Genomic DNA, 19,176 nt, shown 5'->3' on the forward strand with positions numbered 1-19,176 from the left:
ACAGCAAACGATGAGCCTCATTCACGCCACCGCCATTGTGGACCCCAAGGCCGAGCTCGACAGCTCGGTGCAAGTGGGGCCTTACACCATCATTGGACCCAACGTTCGCATGGGTGCAGGCACGACTGTGGGCCCGCATTGCGTGATCGAAGGTCACACCACGATTGGCAATGACAACCGCATTTTCCAGTTCAACTCGTTGGGCGCGATTCCGCAAGACAAGAAGTACGCAGGCGAGCCTTGCGAGCTGATCATCGGCGACCGCAACACCATTCGTGAGTTTTGCACCTTCAACATTGGCTCTCCTGGCGACACAGGTGTGACGAAGGTCGGCAACGACAACTGGATCATGGCTTATGTGCATCTGGCGCATGACTGCGTCGTGGGCAATCACACCATCTTCGCCAACAGCGCCCAGCTAGCTGGGCACGTGCATGTGGGTGATTGGGTCATCTTGGGTGGCTTTACCGTGGTGCACCAGTTTGTGCGCATCGGTGCGCACAGTTTCACAGCCATGCATTCGCTCTTGTTTGCGGATGTGCCACCGTTTGTGATGTGCCAAGGCCAACCCGCTGAGCCTCGTTCTATGAACTTCGAAGGCTTGCGTCGTCGCGGTTTCTCTGCTGAGCGCATCAGCGCGGTGAAGGCCATGCACAAAGCTTTGTATCGCGATGACTTGACGCTAGAGCAAGCCAAAGAACGCATCGCCGCCTTGACCCAAGAAAAACCAGAGGCCGCACCTGATGTGGCCATGATGCTGGGCTTCTTGAACCAGACCTCGCCGCAACGCGGCATCATCCGCTAAACACCATGGCCGAGGCCCTGTATTTCTCGCTCGTCGCAGGCGAGGCCTCGGGCGATTTGCTTGCTGGCCTTTTGCTCGGCGGCATGCGCGACAAATGGCCCGACATGCACAGCGCAGGCATTGGTGGTCCGCGTATGGCCGCCCTTGGTTTTGAGCCTTGGTGGCCTTATGAAAAACTCGCGGTGCGTGGCTACGTGGAAGTGCTGCGTCATTACCGAGAAATTGTGGGCATTCGCCACCAACTGCGCGAACGCTTGCTGGCCAATCCGCCAAGTGCGTTCATCGGTGTGGATGCACCAGACTTCAACCTTGATTTAGAGCGCGACCTCAAAGCCCACGGCATTCCCACAATTCATTTTGTGTGCCCCTCCATTTGGGCGTGGCGCGCAGACCGTGTGGAGAAGATTCGCCAAAGCGTGGACCACGTGTTGTGCATCTTCCCGTTTGAAACCGATTTGCTCGCGCAGCACGGTATTGACGCTACCTATGTGGGTCATCCGCTCGCCAAAAATATTCCCGATGTGCCAGACCGTGCCGCAGCACGCACGGCGCTTGGCTTGCCGCAAGACGCCACGGTGGTGGCGTTGCTACCGGGTAGCCGCAGTTCTGAAATTGAGTATTTGGCGCACCGCTTTTTGCAGGCAGCACAACGCATGGCCAAGCAGCAACCGGGCTTGCACTTTGTGTTGCCGGCCATGCCAGCCTTGCGTGCGCGCATCGAAGCCATCGTGAAGGAGGTGGGCGAGGTGCCCAATCTCTTGGTGCTCAATGGTCAATCGCACGCCGCATTGGCAGCTTGCGATGTCACGCTCATTGCCAGTGGCACAGCCACCTTAGAGGCGGCGCTGTTCAAACGCCCCATGGTGATTGCGTACAACATGAATTGGCTGAGCTGGCAAATCATGCGCCGCAAAAAATTGCAGCCTTGGGTGGGCTTGCCCAACATCCTGTGCCAAGACTTTGTGGTGCCCGAGCTGTTGCAAGACGCCGCCACCCCAGACGCGTTGGCACACGAGGTGTTGCAATGGCTGGCCAACCCTGCTGCGGCTGCCTCGGTTCAACAACGCTTTGCGACGCTGCACGACACGCTGCGCCGCGACACCCCCGCACTGGCGGCCCATGCGATCGAAAAAGTTCTTGCGCGCTGAACAAGCTGCGCTCATTTGGGATGCCCCAGGCTTGATAGCTGGGGTGGATGAAGCTGGTCGTGGCCCGTTGGCTGGGCCTGTGGTGGCCGCCGCCGTCATCTTGGATGACTTGAATCCGATTGCGGGCTTGGCCGATTCCAAAAAGCTCACCGCCTTGAAGCGCGAACGTTTGTACGACGAGATTCGTGCCAAGGCTTTGTGCTGCTCTATCGCCGAGGCAACGGTCGAAGAAATTGACGAGTTGAACATCTTGCAAGCCACCATGCTCGCCATGCGCCGCGCTGTGGAGGGCTTGCGCCTGAAGCCCAGCAAAGTCTTGGTGGATGGCAACCGTTTGCCTGTGTTGGATGTATTGGCCGAAGCCATCGTCAAAGGCGACAGCAAAGTGCAGGCCATTTCAGCGGCGTCTATTTTGGCCAAGGTGCACCGTGACCGTTGGTGCCAAGAGCTGCATGCGCAGTACCCGCAATACGGCTTTGATGCGCATAAGGGTTACGGCACGGCTGCGCACTTGCAAGCACTGAAAGAACACGGCGCCACACCTTGGCACCGCACATCGTTTTCGCCTGTGGCTGAGGTTTTGAAATGAACTTGATCACCTCACGCGACAACCCCTTGGTGAAAGACCTGCGCCGCTTGTCGCAAGACAGCACGGCGTATCGCAAACTCGGCCGTGTTTGGTTAGAGGGCGACCATCTGTGCCGCGCTGCGCTTGCGCGTGGCGTTAAGCCTGAACATGCGGTGTTTGCCGAATCTCTGTGGGCCACCGCCCCGCGTGAATGGACGCAAGCGGCAGAGCGCAACACGGTGTTGCCCGATGCGCTGTTTGCCGAAATCAGCAGCCTAGAGTCACCCGCCAAGATGGGCTTTGTGTTGGCGGCACCCACCTCGCAAGAGGTGCAGCCAACGACACCTACCGTGGTGCTGGATCGCGTGCAAGATGCGGGCAACGTGGGCTCGATTCTGCGCAGTGCTTCGGCCTTTGGCTTCAAGCAGGTGCTGGCCATCAAAGGTTCTGCCGCTTTGTGGTCGCCCAAGGTTTTGCGGGCAGGCATGGGCGCGCATTTTGGGCTCCACTTGGTCGAAGGTTTGAGTGCCGATGATTTGAATGCCTTGGACATGCCTTGTGTTGCCACCAGTTCTCACCAAGGCCCGTTTTTGCACACCTTGCTGGCCGAGACCAAGCTGCCCATGCCTTGTGCTTGGCTCATGGGTCATGAAGGGCAGGGCGTGTCTGCCGCGTTGGCCGAGCGTGCCACCGTGCATGTGCGCATTGCGCAGCCTGGCGGGGAAGAGTCGCTCAATGTGGCCTCGGCTGCTGCTATTTGCTTACACGCCAGCGCTACCTGCCATTTGGGTTAATTCACCTGTTTTGATTCGGGAAAACCAGTGCCTCGGATATAATGAGAGGCTTTCCCGCATCAACCTGTACGCCCCAGCTCAAACCTAGGCAAATTCCTCGAACAAAGCAGCCAAAGAGACACGTTCTCTTGTGAGCGCTGAGGCGTACCCGAACTATTCCGGAGAACCCAGTGCTTTTGTCTCTTCAGGGAACCTTCCCGCCCGCCATCTTGGCGCTCGCAGACGGCACGGTCTTTATCGGCAACTCGATCGGAGCCTCTGGCTCTACCGTCGGCGAAGTGGTGTTCAACACCTCACTCACCGGCTACCAGGAAATCCTCACTGACCCCAGCTACTGCCAGCAGATCGTCACTTTGACGTACCCGCACATCGGTAACTACGGCGTCAACGTGGAAGACATCGAAGCTGACAAAGTCCATGCTGCTGGCTTGATCATCAAAGACTTGCCTTTGGTCGCAAGCAACTTCCGCTCTAGCCAAACCTTGTCGGCCTATTTGGCCGATGCAGGCACCGTGGCCATTGCCAACATCGACACACGTCAACTCACACGCATCTTGCGCACCAAGGGTGCCCAAAACGGTGCCATCGTGGGCTTGGCCAAAGGCCAAGAAGTCACACAGGCCTTGATCGACCAAGCCGTGGCAGCCGCCAAAGGCGCGCCCAATATGGCCGGCCTCGATTTGGCGCAAAAAGTCACAGTGGCCAAATCGTACGAGTGGACGCAAACTGAATGGACACTGGGCGAAGGCTACGGCAACTTGACCGCGCCTAAGTTTCATGTGGTCGCGTATGACTTCGGCGTCAAGAAAAACATCTTGCGCATGTTGGCTGAGCGTGGCTGCAAAATCACGGTGGTGCCTGCGAAGACGCCTGCGGCAGAGGTGCTTAAGCACAAGCCAGACGGCATCTTCTTGTCCAACGGCCCTGGCGACCCTCAGCCTTGCGACTACGCGATTGCGGCAGCTGCTGAGCTGATTGAAACCGGCATTCCCACATTCGGCATTTGCTTGGGTCACCAAATCATGGCTTTGGCCAGTGGCGCGAAAACCTTCAAGATGAAGTTTGGCCACCACGGTGCCAACCACCCCGTGAAAGACCTCGACTCGGGTCGCGTGTCCATCACCAGCCAAAACCACGGTTTTGCCGTGGACGAAAAATCATTGCCCGCCAACTTGCGTGCCACGCACGTGTCTTTGTTTGACGGCACTTTGCAGGGCTTGGCCCGCACCGACAAACCCGCGTTTTGCTTCCAAGGCCACCCCGAAGCATCGCCCGGCCCGCACGACATTGCTTACCTCTTTGACCGCTTCATCAAACTGATGGAGGCGAAATAATCATGCCAAAGCGCACCGACCTAAAAAGCATTCTCATCATTGGCGCAGGCCCGATCATCATTGGTCAGGCGTGTGAGTTCGATTACTCCGGCGTGCAAGCTTGTAAAGCTTTGCGTGAAGAGGGCTACAAAGTCATCTTGATCAACAGCAACCCTGCCACGATCATGACCGACCCTGCCACGGCAGACGTCACCTACATCGAGCCCATCACTTGGCAAACGGTTGAGAAGATCATTGCCAAAGAGCGTCCCGATGCCATCCTGCCCACCATGGGCGGCCAAACAGCGCTGAACTGCGCGTTGGATTTGTGGCACCACGGCGTGTTGGCCAAGTACAAGGTTGAGCTGATTGGCGCAACGCCTGAGGCCATCGACAAAGCCGAAGACCGCTTGAAGTTCAAAGACGCCATGACCAAGATTGGTCTGGGCTCTGCGCGTTCAGGCATTGCCCACAGCATGGAAGAAGCGTGGGATGTGCAAAAGAGTTTGGGTTTCCCCACCGTCATTCGCCCCAGCTTCACGCTGGGTGGCACAGGCGGCGGCATTGCCTACAACCCCGAAGAATTCGAAATTATCTGTAAGCGCGGCTTGGAAGCCTCGCCCACCAACGAGCTGTTGATTGAAGAATCTTTGCTCGGTTGGAAAGAGTACGAGATGGAAGTGGTGCGCGACAAGGCGGACAACTGCATCATCATTTGCTCGATTGAAAACTTGGACCCCATGGGCGTGCACACCGGTGATTCCATCACGGTGGCGCCTGCACAAACCTTGACCGACAAGGAATACCAAATTTTGCGTAACGCCTCTTTGGCTGTGTTGCGCGAAATCGGTGTGGACACGGGCGGTTCCAACGTGCAGTTCTCGATCAACCCCAAAGATGGCCGCATGGTTGTCATTGAGATGAACCCACGTGTGTCGCGTTCATCGGCGTTGGCTTCCAAAGCCACGGGTTTCCCGATTGCAAAAGTCGCTGCCAAGTTGGCGGTGGGTTACACGCTCGACGAGTTGCGCAATGAAATCACAGGCGGTGCAACGCCTGCGTCGTTCGAGCCCTCGATTGACTACGTGGTCACCAAAATTCCACGTTTCGCGTTCGAGAAATTCCCGACTGCTGACAGCCGCTTGACCACCCAAATGAAATCGGTCGGCGAGGTGATGGCCATGGGCCGTACCTTCCAAGAGTCCTTCCAAAAAGCCTTGCGCGGTTTGGAAGTGGGCGTGGACGGTATGAACGAAAAAACCCAAGACCGCGAAGTGCTCGAGAAGGAATTGGGCGAGCCCGGCCCCGAGCGCATTTGGTACGTGGGCGACGCGTTCGCCATGGGCATGAGTGTGGACGAGGTGTTTGCCTTGACCAAAATCGACCCTTGGTTCTTGGTGCAAATCGAAGAGATTGTGAAGATTGAGCTTGAGCTCGAAACCACATCCCTCGACGCCATCACTGCACACGAGTTACGCGCTTTGAAAAAGAAGGGCTTCTCAGACCGCCGTTTGGCCAAGTTGCTCAAAACCACTGAACACGTGGTGCGTGCACGCCGTCATGAACAGGGAATTCGCCCCGTCTACAAGCGTGTGGACACCTGTGCAGCTGAGTTCTCGACGGACACGGCTTACATGTATTCGTGTTACGAAGGTAATGGCGACGCCTTCGGCGTGGGTGCTGCTGAATGCGAAGCAGAGCCTACCAACAACAAAAAAATCATGGTGCTCGGCGGCGGTCCTAACCGCATCGGCCAAGGTATTGAGTTTGACTACTGCTGCGTTCACGCCGCGCTCGCCATGCGCGAAGACGGCTATGAAACCATCATGGTCAACTGCAACCCAGAGACCGTGTCGACCGACTACGACACGTCTGACCGTTTGTACTTTGAGCCATTGACACTTGAAGACGTACTCGAAATCGTGGACAAAGAAAAGCCAACCGGCGTCATCGTTCAGTACGGTGGTCAAACGCCTTTGAAATTGGCTTTGGGCCTGGAAGCGGCTGGCGTGCCGATCATCGGCACCAGCCCAGACATGATTGATGCGGCCGAAGACCGTGAGCGTTTCCAAAAGTTGTTGCAAGACCTCGGTCTGCGTCAACCTCCTAACGCCACAGCGCGTACCGAGCCAGAAGCTTTGGAAAAAGCCGCAGCTTTGGGTTACCCCTTGGTCGTACGCCCCAGCTATGTATTGGGTGGCCGCGCCATGGAAATCGTGCACGAGCAACGCGACCTCGAGCGCTACATGCGCGAAGCGGTCAAGGTGTCGCATGACTCACCTGTGTTGCTCGACCGTTTCTTGAACGATGCGATTGAGTGCGATGTGGACTGCTTGCGCGACCCAGAAGGCAAGACCTTCATCGGCGGCGTGATGGAACACATCGAACAAGCAGGTGTGCACAGCGGTGACTCGGCTTGCTCGTTGCCGCCTTACTCGTTGTCGGCCGAAACCGTGAACGAACTTAAGCGCCAATCTGCCGCCATGGCCGGTGCCTTGAATGTGGTCGGCCTGATGAACGTGCAGTTCGCGATTCAACACGTGGATGGCAAAGACGTCATCTATGTGCTGGAAGTCAACCCACGCGCGTCACGCACCGTGCCTTATGTGTCCAAAGCCACGGGCATCCAGTTGGCCAAGGTCGCTGCACGTTGCATGGCCGGTCAAACTTTGGCATCGCAAGGCATCACCAAAGAAGTGACACCCCCTTATTTCAGTGTCAAAGAAGCGGTGTTCCCCTTCGTGAAGTTCCCAGGTGTCGACACGATTCTCGGCCCAGAGATGAAGTCCACCGGCGAAGTCATGGGTGTGGGCAAAACATTTGGCGAAGCCTTTGTGAAGAGCCAACTGGGCGCAGGCACCAAGTTGCCTCGTCCTCGCGATGCGGATGGCCGCTCGACGGGTAAGGTGTTCATCTCGGTGAAGAACAACGACAAAGCACGTGCCATCGAAGTGGCGCGCCAGTTGTCTGTTTTGGGCTTTGAGTTGATTGCAACCAAAGGCACAGCATCTGCCATTGTGGAGGCTGGCGTGCCTTGCGATGTGGTGAACAAAGTGACCGAAGGTCGCCCACACATTGTGGACAGTATCAAAAACAACGAAGTGGTGTTGGTCATCAACACCGTGGAAGAGCGTCGCAATGCAATTGCCGATTCGCGCCACATCCGTACCTCGGCATTGCTCAACCGTGTGACCACTTTCACAACCATCGCAGGTGCAGAAGCGGCTGTGGAAGGTATGAAGTACATGGACAAGTTGGATGTCATTTCTGTGCAGGAAATGCACGCTCAACTGACGGCCTAAGGACACACGATGAGTACAGTTCCCATCACCAAACGCGGTGCAGAAAAGCTCAAGGACGAGTTGCACAAACTCAAAACCGTTGAGCGTCCCTCGGTCATCGCGGCAATTGCCGAAGCGCGTGCGCAAGGCGATTTGAGCGAGAACGCCGAATACGACGCAGCCAAAGACCGTCAAGGTTTCATCGAAGGCCGCATTCAAGAAATTGAAGGCAAGCTGTCGGTGGCACAAATCATTGACCCTGCATCGCTTGATGCAGGTGGTCGTGTGGTGTTTGGCGCTACTGTGGCGTTGGAAGACGAAGGCACGGGGGACAAAGTGACCTATCAAATCGTGGGCGAAGACGAAGCCGATTTGAAGCTCGGCCTCGTCAACATCAGCAGCCCAATTGCCCGTGCCTTGATTGGCAAGGAAGAGGGCGATGTGGCTGAAGTGCAAGCACCGGGCGGTGTGAAGCACTACGAAGTGGTCAAGGTCTCTTACCTCTAAACCCCTCACATGGCGCGGCTACACCTCTTTTTAGCAGCGCTGTGGTGGGGTAGTTTGTGTGCGGTCGGATTTATGGTGGTGCCGATGCTGTTCATGCATTTGGAAACACCGGCCATCGCAGGGCAAATGGCTGCCAAGCTGTTCACTGCTCAGTCGTGGCTGTCACTGATGTGTGGTTTGCTGCTTTTGTTGGCGGCCAAACGCCTTAGCCAAGATGAATCTCACACACCATCACCGTGGGTGATTGCAGGCATGTTGTGCGCCTTGTTGATTGAAGTGGCTGTGAAGCCCCACATTGTGGCCCGTGACAACATGGCTTTGTGGCACAACTTGGGCACTGCGCTGTATGTGTTGCAGTGGTTGTGCGCTGGCAAGACGCTGTGGGCGTTGAGCCCTGCGCAGACTGAACTTGCTGTTGCAGCAAGTTCAGAGCAAAACGTTTAACCCAAGGTGCGTTTTTTGACCGAAATCTTTTTCGGTTTGGCGCGTTTGACTTGGCCGCCAGAGGTCAGGCGTTGGTTGCCCAGCACGCGCAAAGTTTTCACTTCGGGGCGTTGACCGCCACGGCTGCTGTACTTGAGCACTTTCACATCGCGCGGGCCAGCCATGCGCTCTTCGTCGACGGTGCGTTCTTTTTCAGCGCGAGGACGCCACAACACAAACAGCTTGCCGATGTGTTGAATGGGGGCTGCGTTGAGTTGGTCGGCCAAAGCCACAAACATGGCTTCGCGTGCTTGGCGGTCATCGCCCAACACACGGATTTTGATGAGGCCGTGTGCGTTCAGTGCCATCTCGGCTTCTTTGAGAACGGCAGGTGTTAAACCATCGTTGCCAATCATGACGACGGGGTCTAAATGGTGCGCTTCGGCGCGGTGAATTTTGCGTTGAGCAGGTGTGAGTTGTATTGCGGACATGCGGGTATTATCCCCGCTCGCTCAAAGGTATGAATTGAAAGCTAAAACTAAAAGCAAAAAGGTCAATAAAACATGGTTGAACGACCATGTGAACGACACCTACGTCAAGCTGGCCCAAAAAGAGGGCTATCGCGCACGTGCGGCTTACAAGCTCAAGGAAATTGACGAGCAGCTCAGCCTCATCAAGCCGGGCAACGTGGTGGTGGACTTGGGTTGTGCGCCGGGTGCGTGGTGCCAATACCTGCGCCGCCGCATGTCGCCCGCAGGCGCTGCCACGGGCACTTTGAACGGCACCATCATTGGTTTGGATATCTTGTCCATGGAGCCCGTCGAGGACGTCACCTTCATTCAGGGCGACTTCCGTGAAGAAGAGGTCTTGGCGCAGCTAGAAGCGGCCTTGCAAGGCCGTATCGTGGACGTTGTGGTGTCAGACATGGCGCCCAACCTCACAGGCATTGAATCGACCGATGCCACCCGCATTGCCCATTTGATTGAGTTGGCCGTGGACTTCGCACAAAAACACCTCAAAGACGATGGCGCTTTGGTGGTCAAGCTGTTTCATGGGAGCGGTTACAGCGATTTGGTCAACTTGTTTAAAAGTACGTTTCGCGTGGTCAAGCCCATCAAACCCAAGGCCAGTCGCGACAAATCAAGTGAAACCTTTTTGGTTGGTATGGGCGTGAAAAGTCGCGTTTCAGTAAATCCTTGATTTTTCTAAGGCTGCTTGCGGTGAATAAAGCGGGCCCAAGCGCTTGAAACGCCTAAAATCAGGCCCATCTCAGTACATCTCGTACTCTTTTTATTTCGGAGCCCACATTGAATAATCAATGGTTCTCAAAAGTCGCTGTTTGGTTGGTCATCGCTTTGGTGATGTTCACCGTGTTCAAACAGTTTGAAACTCGTCCCGGCGCAGGCTCTGGTTACCTTGGCTACTCGGACTTCCTTGAAGAAGTCCGCGCCAAGCGCATCAAAACCGCCACCATCCAAGAAGGTCAGGGCGGTACAGAAATTACCGCCGTCACCAATGATGAGCGCAAGATTCGCACAACAGCGACTTACCTCGACCGTGGATTGGTGGGCGACCTCATCGCCAATGGCGTGAAGTTTGACGTCAAGCCCCGCGAAGAAGGCTCGCTCCTCATGACCCTGTTGGTCAGCTGGGGCCCGATGCTGCTGTTGATTGGCGTGTGGGTGTACTTCATGCGCCAAATGCAAGGCGGCGGCAAGGGCGGCGCGTTCAGCTTCGGCAAGAGCAAAGCCCGCATGCTGGATGAGAACAACAACCAAGTCACGTTTGCGGACGTGGCCGGTTGCGATGAAGCCAAAGAAGAAGTGAAAGAAGTGGTGGACTTTTTGAAAGACCCCCAACGCTTCCAAAAACTGGGTGGTCGTATCCCACGCGGTTTGCTCTTGGTTGGCCCTCCCGGTACCGGTAAAACATTGTTGGCCAAAGGCATTGCCGGCGAAGCCAAAGTGCCATTCTTCAGCATCTCGGGTTCTGACTTCGTGGAGATGTTTGTGGGTGTGGGCGCGGCCCGCGTGCGCGACATGTTCGAAAACGCCAAAAAGAATGCACCTTGCATCATCTTCATTGACGAGATTGATGCTGTGGGCCGTCAACGTGGCGCCGGTGTGGGCGGCGGTAACGACGAACGCGAACAAACCTTGAACCAAATGTTGGTCGAGATGGATGGTTTTGAAACCAACCTCGGCGTCATCGTGGTGGCTGCCACCAACCGTCCCGACATTTTGGATGCCGCTTTGTTGCGCCCTGGTCGCTTTGACCGTCAGGTCTACGTGACCTTGCCGGACATCCGTGGCCGCGAACAAATCTTGAACGTGCACATGCGCAAAGTGCCAATTGGCCAAGACGTCAATGCCAGCGTGATCGCACGTGGCACACCTGGCATGAGCGGTGCCGATTTGGCCAACCTGTGTAACGAAGCTGCTTTGATGGCTGCACGTCGTAATGCCCGTGTGGTGGAGATGCAAGACTTCGAAAAGGCCAAAGACAAAATCTTGATGGGACCTGAGCGCAAGAGCATGGTCATGCCAGAAGAAGAGCGTCGCAACACGGCGTACCACGAATCTGGCCACGCTTTGATTGGCAAGTTGTTGCCCAAGTGTGACCCTGTGCACAAAGTCACCATCATTCCGCGTGGTCGCGCTTTGGGCGTCACCATGAGCCTGCCTGAAAAAGACCGTTACAGCTACGACAAAGAATTCATGCTCAATCAAATCAGCATGTTGTTCGGTGGTCGTATTGCTGAAGAAGTGTTCATGAACCAAATGACCACGGGCGCGAGCAACGACTTTGAGCGTGCCACATCCATCGCCCGTGACATGGTGACGCGCTACGGCATGACCGATGCTTTGGGCCCGATGGTGTATGCCGAAAACGAAGGCGAAGTGTTCTTGGGCCGCTCTGTCACCAAGACCACCAGCATGTCTGAAGCCACCATGCAAAAGGTGGACGTTGAAGTGCGTCGCATCATTGACATGCAGTACAACTTGGCCCGTCGCTTGATTGAAGAGAACTCAGACAAGATGCACACCATGGCCAAGGCTTTGCTCGAATGGGAAACCATCGACAAAGAGCAAATCGACGACATCATGGAAGGCCGTCAGCCACGTCCACCGAAAGATTGGACACCACGCACCCCTTCGGGCGGTGACAGCAGTGGCGGCACCCCAGCGGTGCAAGCAGACCCATCACCCAGCGCGGCTTAAGCGATTGGGTTGAATCAAGAACGGGGCGAAAGCCCCGTTTTTCATGGAGCATTTATGTTTTGGCAAACCACACGTTTTCGCATTGACCTCAGCCAACCGCAGGTGATGGGCATTGTCAATGTCACGCCAGATTCTTTCTCGGACGGTGGCCAGCATGCCAACACGCGTGCTGCTTTGGCGCATTGCGAACAGTTGCTCAAAGACGGCGCGCATATTTTGGACATTGGTGGCGAGTCCACCCGTCCTGGCGCGCCTGCGGTGTCACTCGAAGATGAGTTGGCGCGGGTGCTGCCCGTGGTGCGCGAAGCGGTGCGTTTGAATGTGCCGATCTCGATTGACACCTACAAAGCGGGCGTGATGCAAGCTGTGTTGGATGCAGGTGCAGACATCATCAACGATGTGTGGGCACTGCGTCAGGCTGGTGCGCAGCAGGTGGTGGCTGCGCATGCGAACTGCGGCGTGTGCTTGATGCACATGCATGGCGAGCCACAAACCATGCAGACCTTGCCAATGCAAGGCCGCTCAATTCAGGCTGTGGCTGCGTTCTTGAAAAATCAGGCGCAAGCGTTGCAAGCCCTAGGCGTGGCGGACGAACGCATTGCCTTAGACCCCGGTGTGGGCTTTGGCAAAACCGTGGCGCAAAACTTTGAACTGCTCGCGCATCAAGACCAGTTGTTGGCTTTGGGTTACCCCTTGCTCGTGGGCTGGTCGCGCAAATCATCCATAGGTGCCGTCACGGGTTGTGCGGTGGGCGAACGCATGGTGCCTAGCGTGGCTGCTGCACTCTTGGCGGTGGAGCGTGGTGCACATATTGTGCGTGTGCATGATGTGGCGCAAACTGTGCAGGCGCTTCAAGTTTGGCAAGCCGCTCAAGTTTGAGACAATGGACTCAAATTGATAGCAAAAAAATAACGACCAAGGCACAACAACATGACACGCAAATATTTCGGCACAGACGGCATTCGCGGCACCGTGGGCCAAGCCCCCATTACCCCTGACTTTGTGCTGCGTTTGGCCCACGCCGTCGGCCGTGTGCTCAAACAAACCGAAGCACATCCCACGGTGTTGATTGGCAAAGACACCCGTATTTCTGGTTACATGTTGGAGTCGGCCTTAGAGTCTGGCTTTAACTCGGCGGGTGTCAATGTGGTGTTGCTCGGACCTTTGCCTACGCCTGGTGTTGCCTATCTCACACGCGCACAACGCGCGAGCCTTGGCGTGGTCATCAGTGCCAGCCACAACCCGTTTGCAGACAACGGCATCAAGTTCTTCAGTGCGCAAGGCAACAAGCTCAGTGACGCATGGGAGCTGGCCGTTGAAGCTGCATTGGACGAAGCACCCGTGTGGGCTGACTCGGCCAACCTCGGCAAGACCAAACGTTTGGACGATGCAGCGGGTCGCTACATCGAATTTTGTAAGAGCACTTTTTCGAACGACCTCACGCTCAAAGGTTTGAAAATTGTGGTCGATGCGGCGCATGGTGCGGCGTATCACATTGCCCCCAAAGTCTTCCACGAGTTAGGTGCAGAGGTGATTGCCATTGGTTGCAGCCCTGATGGGTTGAACATCAACCACGAGGTCGGTGCCACGCACCCTGAGGCGTTGGTGCGGGCGGTCAAGGCCAACCATGCTGATTTCGGCGTTGCGCTGGATGGCGATGCGGACCGCTTGCAAATGGTCGATGCCCAAGGCCGTTTGTACAACGGCGACGAACTCCTTTACTTAATGGCCGACGACCGGTTGGCGAATGACGAAGTGCTGCCTGGTGTGGTGGGCACCCTGATGACCAACATGGCCGTTGAAGTTGCCTTGAAAAAACGTGGTGTGCAGTTTGTGCGCGCCAAGGTGGGTGACCGCTATGTTCTGGAAGAACTGGCCAAACACCAATGGATTTTGGGGGGCGAAGGCTCAGGCCATTTGTTGGCCTTGGACAAGCACACCACCGGCGATGGCTTGGTGAGTGCATTGCAGATTCTGCAAACCTGCGTGCGCAGTGGCCGTGCGATGGCGGATTTGCTCAAGGATGTGACGCTGTTCCCGCAAACCCTGATCAACGTGCGTTTGCGTCCCGGCCAAGACTGGCAATCGAATGCCCGCATGAAAGAAGAAGTTCAAAAGGCCGAGGCTGAGTTGGGCGATACAGGCCGCGTGCTGATTCGTGCCAGTGGCACCGAGCCCTTGGTGCGTGTCATGGTCGAAGCGCGTGATGAAGCGCAAGCCCACGCTTGCGCCAAGCGCATCGCTGACACCTTGTCAGCTTAAGGCGTAGGCAAGATATCGAGCACCAGCTCTGGCGGTCGACACAAACGTGTGCCTTTGGGCGTGATGACGATGGGGCGGTTGATTAACACAGGGTGTGCCAGCATGGCGTCCATCAACGCGCCTTCTGTGAGACTGGGGTTGTCTAAGCCCAGCTCGGCATAAACAACTTCTTTGCTGCGCATCAACGCACGTGCAGAGCCGCCCGTGGCTTGGATGATGGCTTGCAACTCTGGGCACGTGGGCGGTGTTTCTAAATACAAAACGACTTCTGGCTCATGTCCATGCGCACGAATCAGTGCCAGCGCGTTGCGTGAGTTGCTGCATTTTGGGTTGTGGTAAATCTTGATGCTGTGCATAGGTTTCTTCATGCAATGTCTGGCGTGTGTGTCTTTGGCTGACGATAGGCGGCACGCCACAACACGGGTAATAAAACAGCGACGGTGACATACAACGCCAAGCTGCCTGTTTGCCAAAACGCAATGGGTGACTGCGGTGCCAGCCATGAGAAACCCGACAAATCAATGTCTACACCATAGGCCACCACATAGCCGCCAGCCAAGCCTAAGCCCCACAGCAAGACGGTATAGGTGATGAGCGGCAACACAGTGATGCCATAGCAACGCAGCGTGAACACGGTAAAGACTTGAACCGCATCGGCCACGTGGTAAATCATGAGCCACAACAACAAGGTGGCGGCCAGTGTTGCGACCTCGGGCGATTGTGTGTAGAGGCTGGCAATGGCCTCACGCTGCCAACCGATCAAGGCGGCCAAGCCCATGCTGAGCAACACAATCAAACCGAGGCCTGTGCGCAAAGCGTGTCGCGCGCGATGTATGTGTCCTGCACCAATCCAATAGCTCACACGTGAGCTGCTGGCAATGGAGAGCGAGAGGGGAACCATGTAAAGCACAGCGGTCATGTTTGACACAATTTGATGGCTCGCTGTGGCCACCACGCCCAAGCGTGCAATGAACAAAGACATCAGGGTGAACGATGTGACTTCTACGCCAATTGCCAGCCCACTGGGCAAGCCCAGTCGCACAAAGCGAAGCAGGTTGGTTGCGTGGGGTTTCTCCATGGGTGCCCAGATGCGGTAGGGCTTGTAAAAGTCTTGGGTGCGCAGCAACCACAAGGCCAGGCCCAGCATCATCAGCATCACAGCCAAGGTGGCCCATGCGCATCCGGCTAAACCCAGCGGAGGCAAAACGCCGGGAATGCCCAAAACCAGGGCAATCGACAAGGGCACTTTCACGGCCAAGGCCCCCACCTGCACCCAAGTCACCAATTTGGGTTTGCCCAAGCTTTGATTCAAGGTGCTGTACATGCGAAACAGCAAGGAGGCGGGTAGTCCAAAGGCCACGATGTTGAGGTAGCCGCGGACCTCTTCTTGCAAATCAGATGGCACTTGCGTCCAGTTGAGCAAAGGCCCCGGGCAAAACAAAGCCCACATGCCAATCGCCGCAGTGAAGGCACACAGGTACAGCGCCTGCCGTACGGATCGACCGACTTCTGCATGCCGTTGTGCACCATGTAATTCAGCCCACACAGGCAACAAGGCTTGCAGCATGCCCATGAGGGAAATATGAACGGTCACGTAAGTCGCAGCGGCCACCGCAAGCGCTGCCAACGCGGTGTCTGCGAAATGACCGGCCACCAAGGTGTCTGTGATGCTGAAGGCCATGACAGCCAGCTGACCGACCATCACGGTGCCAGCGTGCCGCATGATGGTGGCGCGTTCGGTGCTCATCGCGCCATCACGGTTGACGGCGGTGATACAGCGTCACATCTTCGTTGTTGTCAGAGGGGCGGCGAATGGTCCGCACGCGGGTCCACTCATTCAGGCGAACCACATTGCCTAAATCAGGGCGCAAGTCGTTGTCGACCAACAGCCATGGGCAAGTGCTTTGTTGTGCGATGGGCGTGATTTCAGCGGGCTTCACGTCAAAGCCACCGTGGTAATGAAAAGCGGTCATCTGACCCACATCCAATCCGTAGCTCAGCAAGCAAACGTCTCGTGCTTCACGTGCTTCACGTGCTTCTTGTTTGGCCATCACCCCTTGAATCTGTTGAACCCAGGGTTTGTAGCTGCGCGCATAGTCGAGCAGCGGCAGCCACAACGTCAGTAGCAGCAGCCAGCAAAGTGCAGCGCCACCTGCGGGCAGCACCAAGCTCTTCCACAAGGCATGGCGGTGTTTGGCTGTGCGCCACATGACCAGCCAAACCCACACGGCCGTCGCACCGAGGGCCACGATGAAAGCGACCCACCCAAAGCTGGGCTCAAAGCCTGGAAACAACCGTGCGACGTTGGCTGCGGGTTGTGCGGGCCATCCCGTTTGCATGGCAATCCAGATGACCCAAATGATGAAGGCACAGCCAGAGAAAAACAGCAGGGTGAACCAGTCAATCAATGCCGCGACGCTGCGACGCAGCGTGGGCAAAGCAAACGCGGCCAGGGTTGCAAATGCAGGCAGAGCCAGCAGCAAAGTTTGGTCTGATGATTGGGTCAGCATGGCCGTGCTCACCGTCAGCGCTATGAACCACATGGGAAGCACCAAGTGGCGGCTCCAATGCAAGCTTGTCCATTGACGACGCCAGCGCCAGAGGGTCCAAATGGCCAAAGGCCACGCTGGCCACGTGAACCAAGCAAGCAGCCGCAGCAGATTGCGCCAAGCTTGCCAATCGTTGTGCAGGGGCAGCAGGCGCCAATGCCAGACCTCCAGTGCGGTGGCTACGCCTGCCACGCACAAGCCCATGGCCAATAGCCAAAGTGCGTGCTGGCGACCGGTTTGCGGTGATGTGCTTTCGCGATCCAATACACATAGGAAACCACTGCCGATGGCCATCAGCACTGCCAGGCTTGGGGCACCGCTTAAACACAAACCCAGCAACCCGATACTGAGGGCGCTTAAGCTGTAACGTGGGTGGTAAGGCAACGCCGCCACACCGTAAAACGCGCAGCTGACGAATGCCAGCTGCGTCAAGATGGGACTGGCTTCGTGAGAAAGGAGTGTCAAGCCTAGGCAGGCGATCAGTGCGAGTACAGCACCGTCTGCAATGGTGCGCGCATAGTCTTTGGGTTTGGCTTCGCCGCCAAAGGCAAAAGGCACGGGCTGGGCTTGTGGGCTCAAGGCCAAGTAATACACGCCATGCCAGGTACTGGTCAACGTCAGTCCCAGAAGCAGTGCAAAAGGAATGCGCGCTGCAAATCCTGCCGACAACCAGCTGGGTGCCATTTGGATGGCCCAAGCGCCCAACCAATAGGGAAGCAAGGCATCTAGCTCGGGTGTTTGGCCCCAGACGCTGGGGTTGAACCAGTCGCTGGCACCTTCAGCCAGTGCGAGCATGTGACCAAAGGCTGTGAATTCATTACCTTTCCAAGGTTCGCGGCCAAACAAGCCGGGCAGCACATAGGCGGCGCAGAACAGCCATAGGGCAATGCGCGGCAGGCGTCGCACGGCACTCTGAGGAACGATGGCGGGGGTAGGTTGAGTCACAGCTTTGAAATAAAAAAGGCAGCGCGGAGAGCCGGGCTGCCTTTTGAGAAGTGAGCGAGTTGCTTACTTGGCGGCAGTTTTGCCGTACTTGTTGCGGAAGCGCTCGACGCGGCCGCCCATGTTGTCCACAGATTTTTGTGTGCCTGTGTAGAAGGGGTGTGACTCGCTGGTGGTATCCAGCTTGTACAACGGCAGTTCGCGGCCGTCTTCCATCTTGATCATTTCCTTTGTGCTAGCGCATGAGCGCGTCACAAATTTGAAACCGTTAGACATATCCATGAAACAGATTTCACGGTAGTTAGGGTGAATGCCTTCTTTCATCGCTTTTCCTTGAGCAGCTGCGGTAGCCACGCCGACCTATTTCGACACACTTTCCGCAAAACGCGTCATTATGCCACGAAAGAAAAGTCTTTTACCGCAAAACACCCAAGGCAAATGGCAGGCTCAGCATGCCCAACACGGTGGACAAGGTCACCAAACCCGCCACAAAAGCCCCGTTGTAGCCCATGCGGGCTGCCAGCACATAGCAGCTCGACGCGGTGGGCAATGCCGAGAAGGCCAGTAGAACGCTGGTTTGGGTCTTGTCTAGCTCAAACATGCCTGCCAGCCACCAAGCCAGCAGAGGGGTGAGCAAATGGCGCACAGTCAAAAGGGAGACGGCCAAACTTTTGGCTTTCATCAAGTGGCCAAATTGCATGCCTGCCCCCGCAGCCATCAAACCCAAAGCCAGGGACGCAGCGCCAATGCGTTGCAGAGTGGGCTCGGTCCAGCTTGGGATGTGCAGGCCCACAATATTGGCCAGCAGTCCCAACCCGGTCGCCAAAATCAAGGGGTTGCGAATCAGTTCGCGCCCAAAGCTGCGTTGGGCGTGGCGCGCCATGGGCCACACGGCTGCCACGTTGAACAACGGCACGCACACGCCAATCAGCACCGCAATCAACAACAAGGCTTGCGGGCCTGCAATGCGTTCTGCCAAAGCCAATGCGATGAAAGAGTTGAAACGAAAAGCGACTTGCGCACTGGCCGCGTGCAAGCGTGTGTCAATGTGCTTGTGCAAAAACGGCAGTTTCGGGATGGCATAAGACAGGCCAATGCTGCTGAGCCCCAACAACAAGCCCGCCATGATGAGATGGGAGGCCGCTTGCAAATCCAAGGGCGTGCGCACGATGGAGTGAAACAGCAAGACGGGGAACAAAAAGAAATAAACCAAGCTCTCGACTTGCTCCCACACGGTGCGATTGAGTGCCGTGTATTTGCATACTAAATAGCCACAGAGGATGAGCGAGAAGTCAGGAAAGAGGAGTTGAGCGTAATTCACGCGACAGAGAATAACCGCACTTGAATTCTTGAGTCTTCTTAA

The 19,176-nt window shown here is 56.4% G+C and carries 18 protein-coding genes; 12 read left to right on the forward strand and 6 right to left on the reverse strand.

Annotated elements, in window-relative coordinates; translation table 11 throughout:
- The first annotated feature begins 10 nt into the window (after positions 1 to 10).
- The 8 genes from lpxA to QMG15_RS05555 all read left to right on the forward strand — a co-directional run bounded on the left by lpxA (position 11) and on the right by QMG15_RS05555 (position 8,860).
- Positions 11 to 805, forward strand: a complete 795-nt coding sequence (lpxA, locus tag QMG15_RS05520; protein WP_281789876.1) for an acyl-ACP--UDP-N-acetylglucosamine O-acyltransferase — start codon at positions 11 to 13, stop codon at positions 803 to 805.
- A gap of 5 nt (positions 806 to 810) precedes the next feature.
- On the forward strand, positions 811 to 1,953 hold the full coding sequence (gene lpxB / locus QMG15_RS05525; protein ID WP_281789877.1) for a lipid-A-disaccharide synthase: 1,143 nt from the start codon (positions 811 to 813) through the stop codon (positions 1,951 to 1,953).
- A complete protein-coding gene (rnhB, locus tag QMG15_RS05530) occupies positions 1,925 to 2,542 on the forward strand; it encodes a ribonuclease HII (RefSeq protein WP_108360097.1) in 618 nt (205 codons plus the stop codon). The genes lpxB and rnhB overlap by 29 nt, the downstream gene beginning before the upstream one ends.
- Positions 2,539 to 3,315 carry an RNA methyltransferase gene (locus QMG15_RS05535; protein ID WP_281789878.1) on the forward strand — a complete coding sequence of 259 codons (777 nt, stop codon included), beginning with the start codon at positions 2,539 to 2,541 and terminating at the stop codon, positions 3,313 to 3,315. Before rnhB ends, QMG15_RS05535 begins: the two co-directional genes overlap by 4 nt.
- A 170-nt stretch (positions 3,316 to 3,485) precedes the next feature.
- On the forward strand, positions 3,486 to 4,649 hold the full coding sequence (gene carA, locus QMG15_RS05540) for a glutamine-hydrolyzing carbamoyl-phosphate synthase small subunit (protein ID WP_281789879.1): 1,164 nt from the start codon (positions 3,486 to 3,488) through the stop codon (positions 4,647 to 4,649).
- Positions 4,650 to 4,651: 2 nt separating this feature from the next.
- Entirely contained in the window at positions 4,652 to 7,930 is a 3,279-nt protein-coding gene (gene carB, locus QMG15_RS05545; RefSeq protein WP_281789880.1) for a carbamoyl-phosphate synthase large subunit, read from the forward strand.
- A 9-nt stretch (positions 7,931 to 7,939) separates the two neighbouring features.
- Positions 7,940 to 8,416, forward strand: coding sequence for a transcription elongation factor GreA (gene greA, locus QMG15_RS05550; RefSeq protein ID WP_108360093.1), 477 nt, complete (start codon positions 7,940 to 7,942; stop codon positions 8,414 to 8,416).
- A gap of 9 nt (positions 8,417 to 8,425) precedes the next feature.
- The gene (locus tag QMG15_RS05555; RefSeq protein ID WP_281789881.1) at positions 8,426 to 8,860 is read left to right on the forward strand and encodes a DUF4149 domain-containing protein; all 435 of its coding nucleotides are present in this window, start codon (positions 8,426 to 8,428) and stop codon (positions 8,858 to 8,860) included.
- On the opposite strand, the gene QMG15_RS05560 is transcribed toward QMG15_RS05555, so the two are convergent.
- Positions 8,857 to 9,330, reverse strand: coding sequence for a YhbY family RNA-binding protein (locus tag QMG15_RS05560; RefSeq protein ID WP_108360091.1), 474 nt, complete (start codon positions 9,328 to 9,330; stop codon positions 8,857 to 8,859). The genes QMG15_RS05555 and QMG15_RS05560 overlap by 4 nt on opposite strands.
- Positions 9,331 to 9,364: 34 nt before the next feature.
- Here QMG15_RS05560 and QMG15_RS05565 point away from each other — a divergent pair, with 34 nt between their 5' ends.
- The 4 genes from QMG15_RS05565 (at position 9,365) to glmM (ending at position 14,322) form a co-directional block, all read left to right on the forward strand.
- On the forward strand, positions 9,365 to 10,039 hold the full coding sequence (locus QMG15_RS05565; RefSeq protein ID WP_281789882.1) for an RlmE family RNA methyltransferase: 675 nt from the start codon (positions 9,365 to 9,367) through the stop codon (positions 10,037 to 10,039).
- Between the two features lie 107 nt (positions 10,040 to 10,146).
- A complete protein-coding gene (gene ftsH, locus QMG15_RS05570) occupies positions 10,147 to 12,060 on the forward strand; it encodes an ATP-dependent zinc metalloprotease FtsH (RefSeq protein WP_108360089.1) in 1,914 nt (637 codons plus the stop codon).
- 54 nt (positions 12,061 to 12,114) lie between these two features.
- Complete coding sequence (gene folP / locus QMG15_RS05575) at positions 12,115 to 12,939, forward strand: dihydropteroate synthase (protein ID WP_281789883.1); 825 nt, start codon at positions 12,115 to 12,117, stop codon at positions 12,937 to 12,939.
- A 51-nt stretch (positions 12,940 to 12,990) separates the two neighbouring features.
- Positions 12,991 to 14,322: a phosphoglucosamine mutase gene (gene glmM, locus QMG15_RS05580; protein ID WP_281789884.1), complete on the forward strand. Its 1,332-nt coding sequence runs from the start codon at positions 12,991 to 12,993 to the stop codon at positions 14,320 to 14,322.
- On the opposite strand, the gene arsC is transcribed toward glmM, so the two are convergent.
- The 5 genes from arsC to QMG15_RS05605 form a co-directional block, all read right to left on the reverse strand.
- Complete coding sequence (gene arsC / locus QMG15_RS05585) at positions 14,319 to 14,690, reverse strand: arsenate reductase (glutaredoxin) (RefSeq protein WP_348773325.1); 372 nt, start codon at positions 14,688 to 14,690, stop codon at positions 14,319 to 14,321. The two genes, glmM and arsC, sit on opposite strands and share 4 nt — an antisense overlap.
- A complete protein-coding gene (locus QMG15_RS05590; protein WP_281789885.1) occupies positions 14,687 to 16,069 on the reverse strand; it encodes an MATE family efflux transporter in 1,383 nt (460 codons plus the stop codon). Before QMG15_RS05590 ends, arsC begins: the two co-directional genes overlap by 4 nt.
- Positions 16,070 to 16,076: 7 nt before the next feature.
- Complete coding sequence (locus QMG15_RS05595) at positions 16,077 to 17,816, reverse strand: hypothetical protein (RefSeq protein ID WP_281789886.1); 1,740 nt, start codon at positions 17,814 to 17,816, stop codon at positions 16,077 to 16,079.
- 63 nt (positions 17,817 to 17,879) lie between these two features.
- Positions 17,880 to 18,137: a type B 50S ribosomal protein L31 gene (locus QMG15_RS05600; RefSeq protein ID WP_108360175.1), complete on the reverse strand. Its 258-nt coding sequence runs from the start codon at positions 18,135 to 18,137 to the stop codon at positions 17,880 to 17,882.
- Between the two features lie 91 nt (positions 18,138 to 18,228).
- Positions 18,229 to 19,134: an AEC family transporter gene (locus QMG15_RS05605; protein WP_281789887.1), complete on the reverse strand. Its 906-nt coding sequence runs from the start codon at positions 19,132 to 19,134 to the stop codon at positions 18,229 to 18,231.
- Between the last annotated feature and the right edge of the window lie 42 nt (positions 19,135 to 19,176).

The organism is Limnohabitans sp. INBF002, from assembly GCF_027924905.1.
Taxonomy (GTDB): Bacteria; Pseudomonadota; Gammaproteobacteria; order Burkholderiales; family Burkholderiaceae_C; genus Limnohabitans.

What these genes read in the sequence shown, in the direction of transcription:
- QMG15_RS05590 (WP_281789885.1), bottom strand. Translation starts at nt 16,069, where the DNA reads ATGAGCACCGAACGCGCCACCATCATGCGGCACGCTGGCACCGTGATG.
- carB (WP_281789880.1), top strand. Translation starts at nt 4,652, where the DNA reads ATGCCAAAGCGCACCGACCTAAAAAGCATTCTCATCATTGGCGCAGGC.
- QMG15_RS05560 (WP_108360091.1), bottom strand. Translation starts at nt 9,330, where the DNA reads ATGTCCGCAATACAACTCACACCTGCTCAACGCAAAATTCACCGCGCC.
- QMG15_RS05600 (WP_108360175.1), bottom strand. Translation starts at nt 18,137, where the DNA reads ATGAAAGAAGGCATTCACCCTAACTACCGTGAAATCTGTTTCATGGAT.
- rnhB (WP_108360097.1), top strand. Translation starts at nt 1,925, where the DNA reads ATGCGATCGAAAAAGTTCTTGCGCGCTGAACAAGCTGCGCTCATTTGG.
- lpxB (WP_281789877.1), top strand. Translation starts at nt 811, where the DNA reads ATGGCCGAGGCCCTGTATTTCTCGCTCGTCGCAGGCGAGGCCTCGGGC.
- greA (WP_108360093.1), top strand. Translation starts at nt 7,940, where the DNA reads ATGAGTACAGTTCCCATCACCAAACGCGGTGCAGAAAAGCTCAAGGAC.
- folP (WP_281789883.1), top strand. Translation starts at nt 12,115, where the DNA reads ATGTTTTGGCAAACCACACGTTTTCGCATTGACCTCAGCCAACCGCAG.
- lpxA (WP_281789876.1), top strand. Translation starts at nt 11, where the DNA reads ATGAGCCTCATTCACGCCACCGCCATTGTGGACCCCAAGGCCGAGCTC.
- arsC (WP_348773325.1), bottom strand. Translation starts at nt 14,690, where the DNA reads ATGAAGAAACCTATGCACAGCATCAAGATTTACCACAACCCAAAATGC.
- QMG15_RS05555 (WP_281789881.1), top strand. Translation starts at nt 8,426, where the DNA reads ATGGCGCGGCTACACCTCTTTTTAGCAGCGCTGTGGTGGGGTAGTTTG.
- glmM (WP_281789884.1), top strand. Translation starts at nt 12,991, where the DNA reads ATGACACGCAAATATTTCGGCACAGACGGCATTCGCGGCACCGTGGGC.
- QMG15_RS05535 (WP_281789878.1), top strand. Translation starts at nt 2,539, where the DNA reads ATGAACTTGATCACCTCACGCGACAACCCCTTGGTGAAAGACCTGCGC.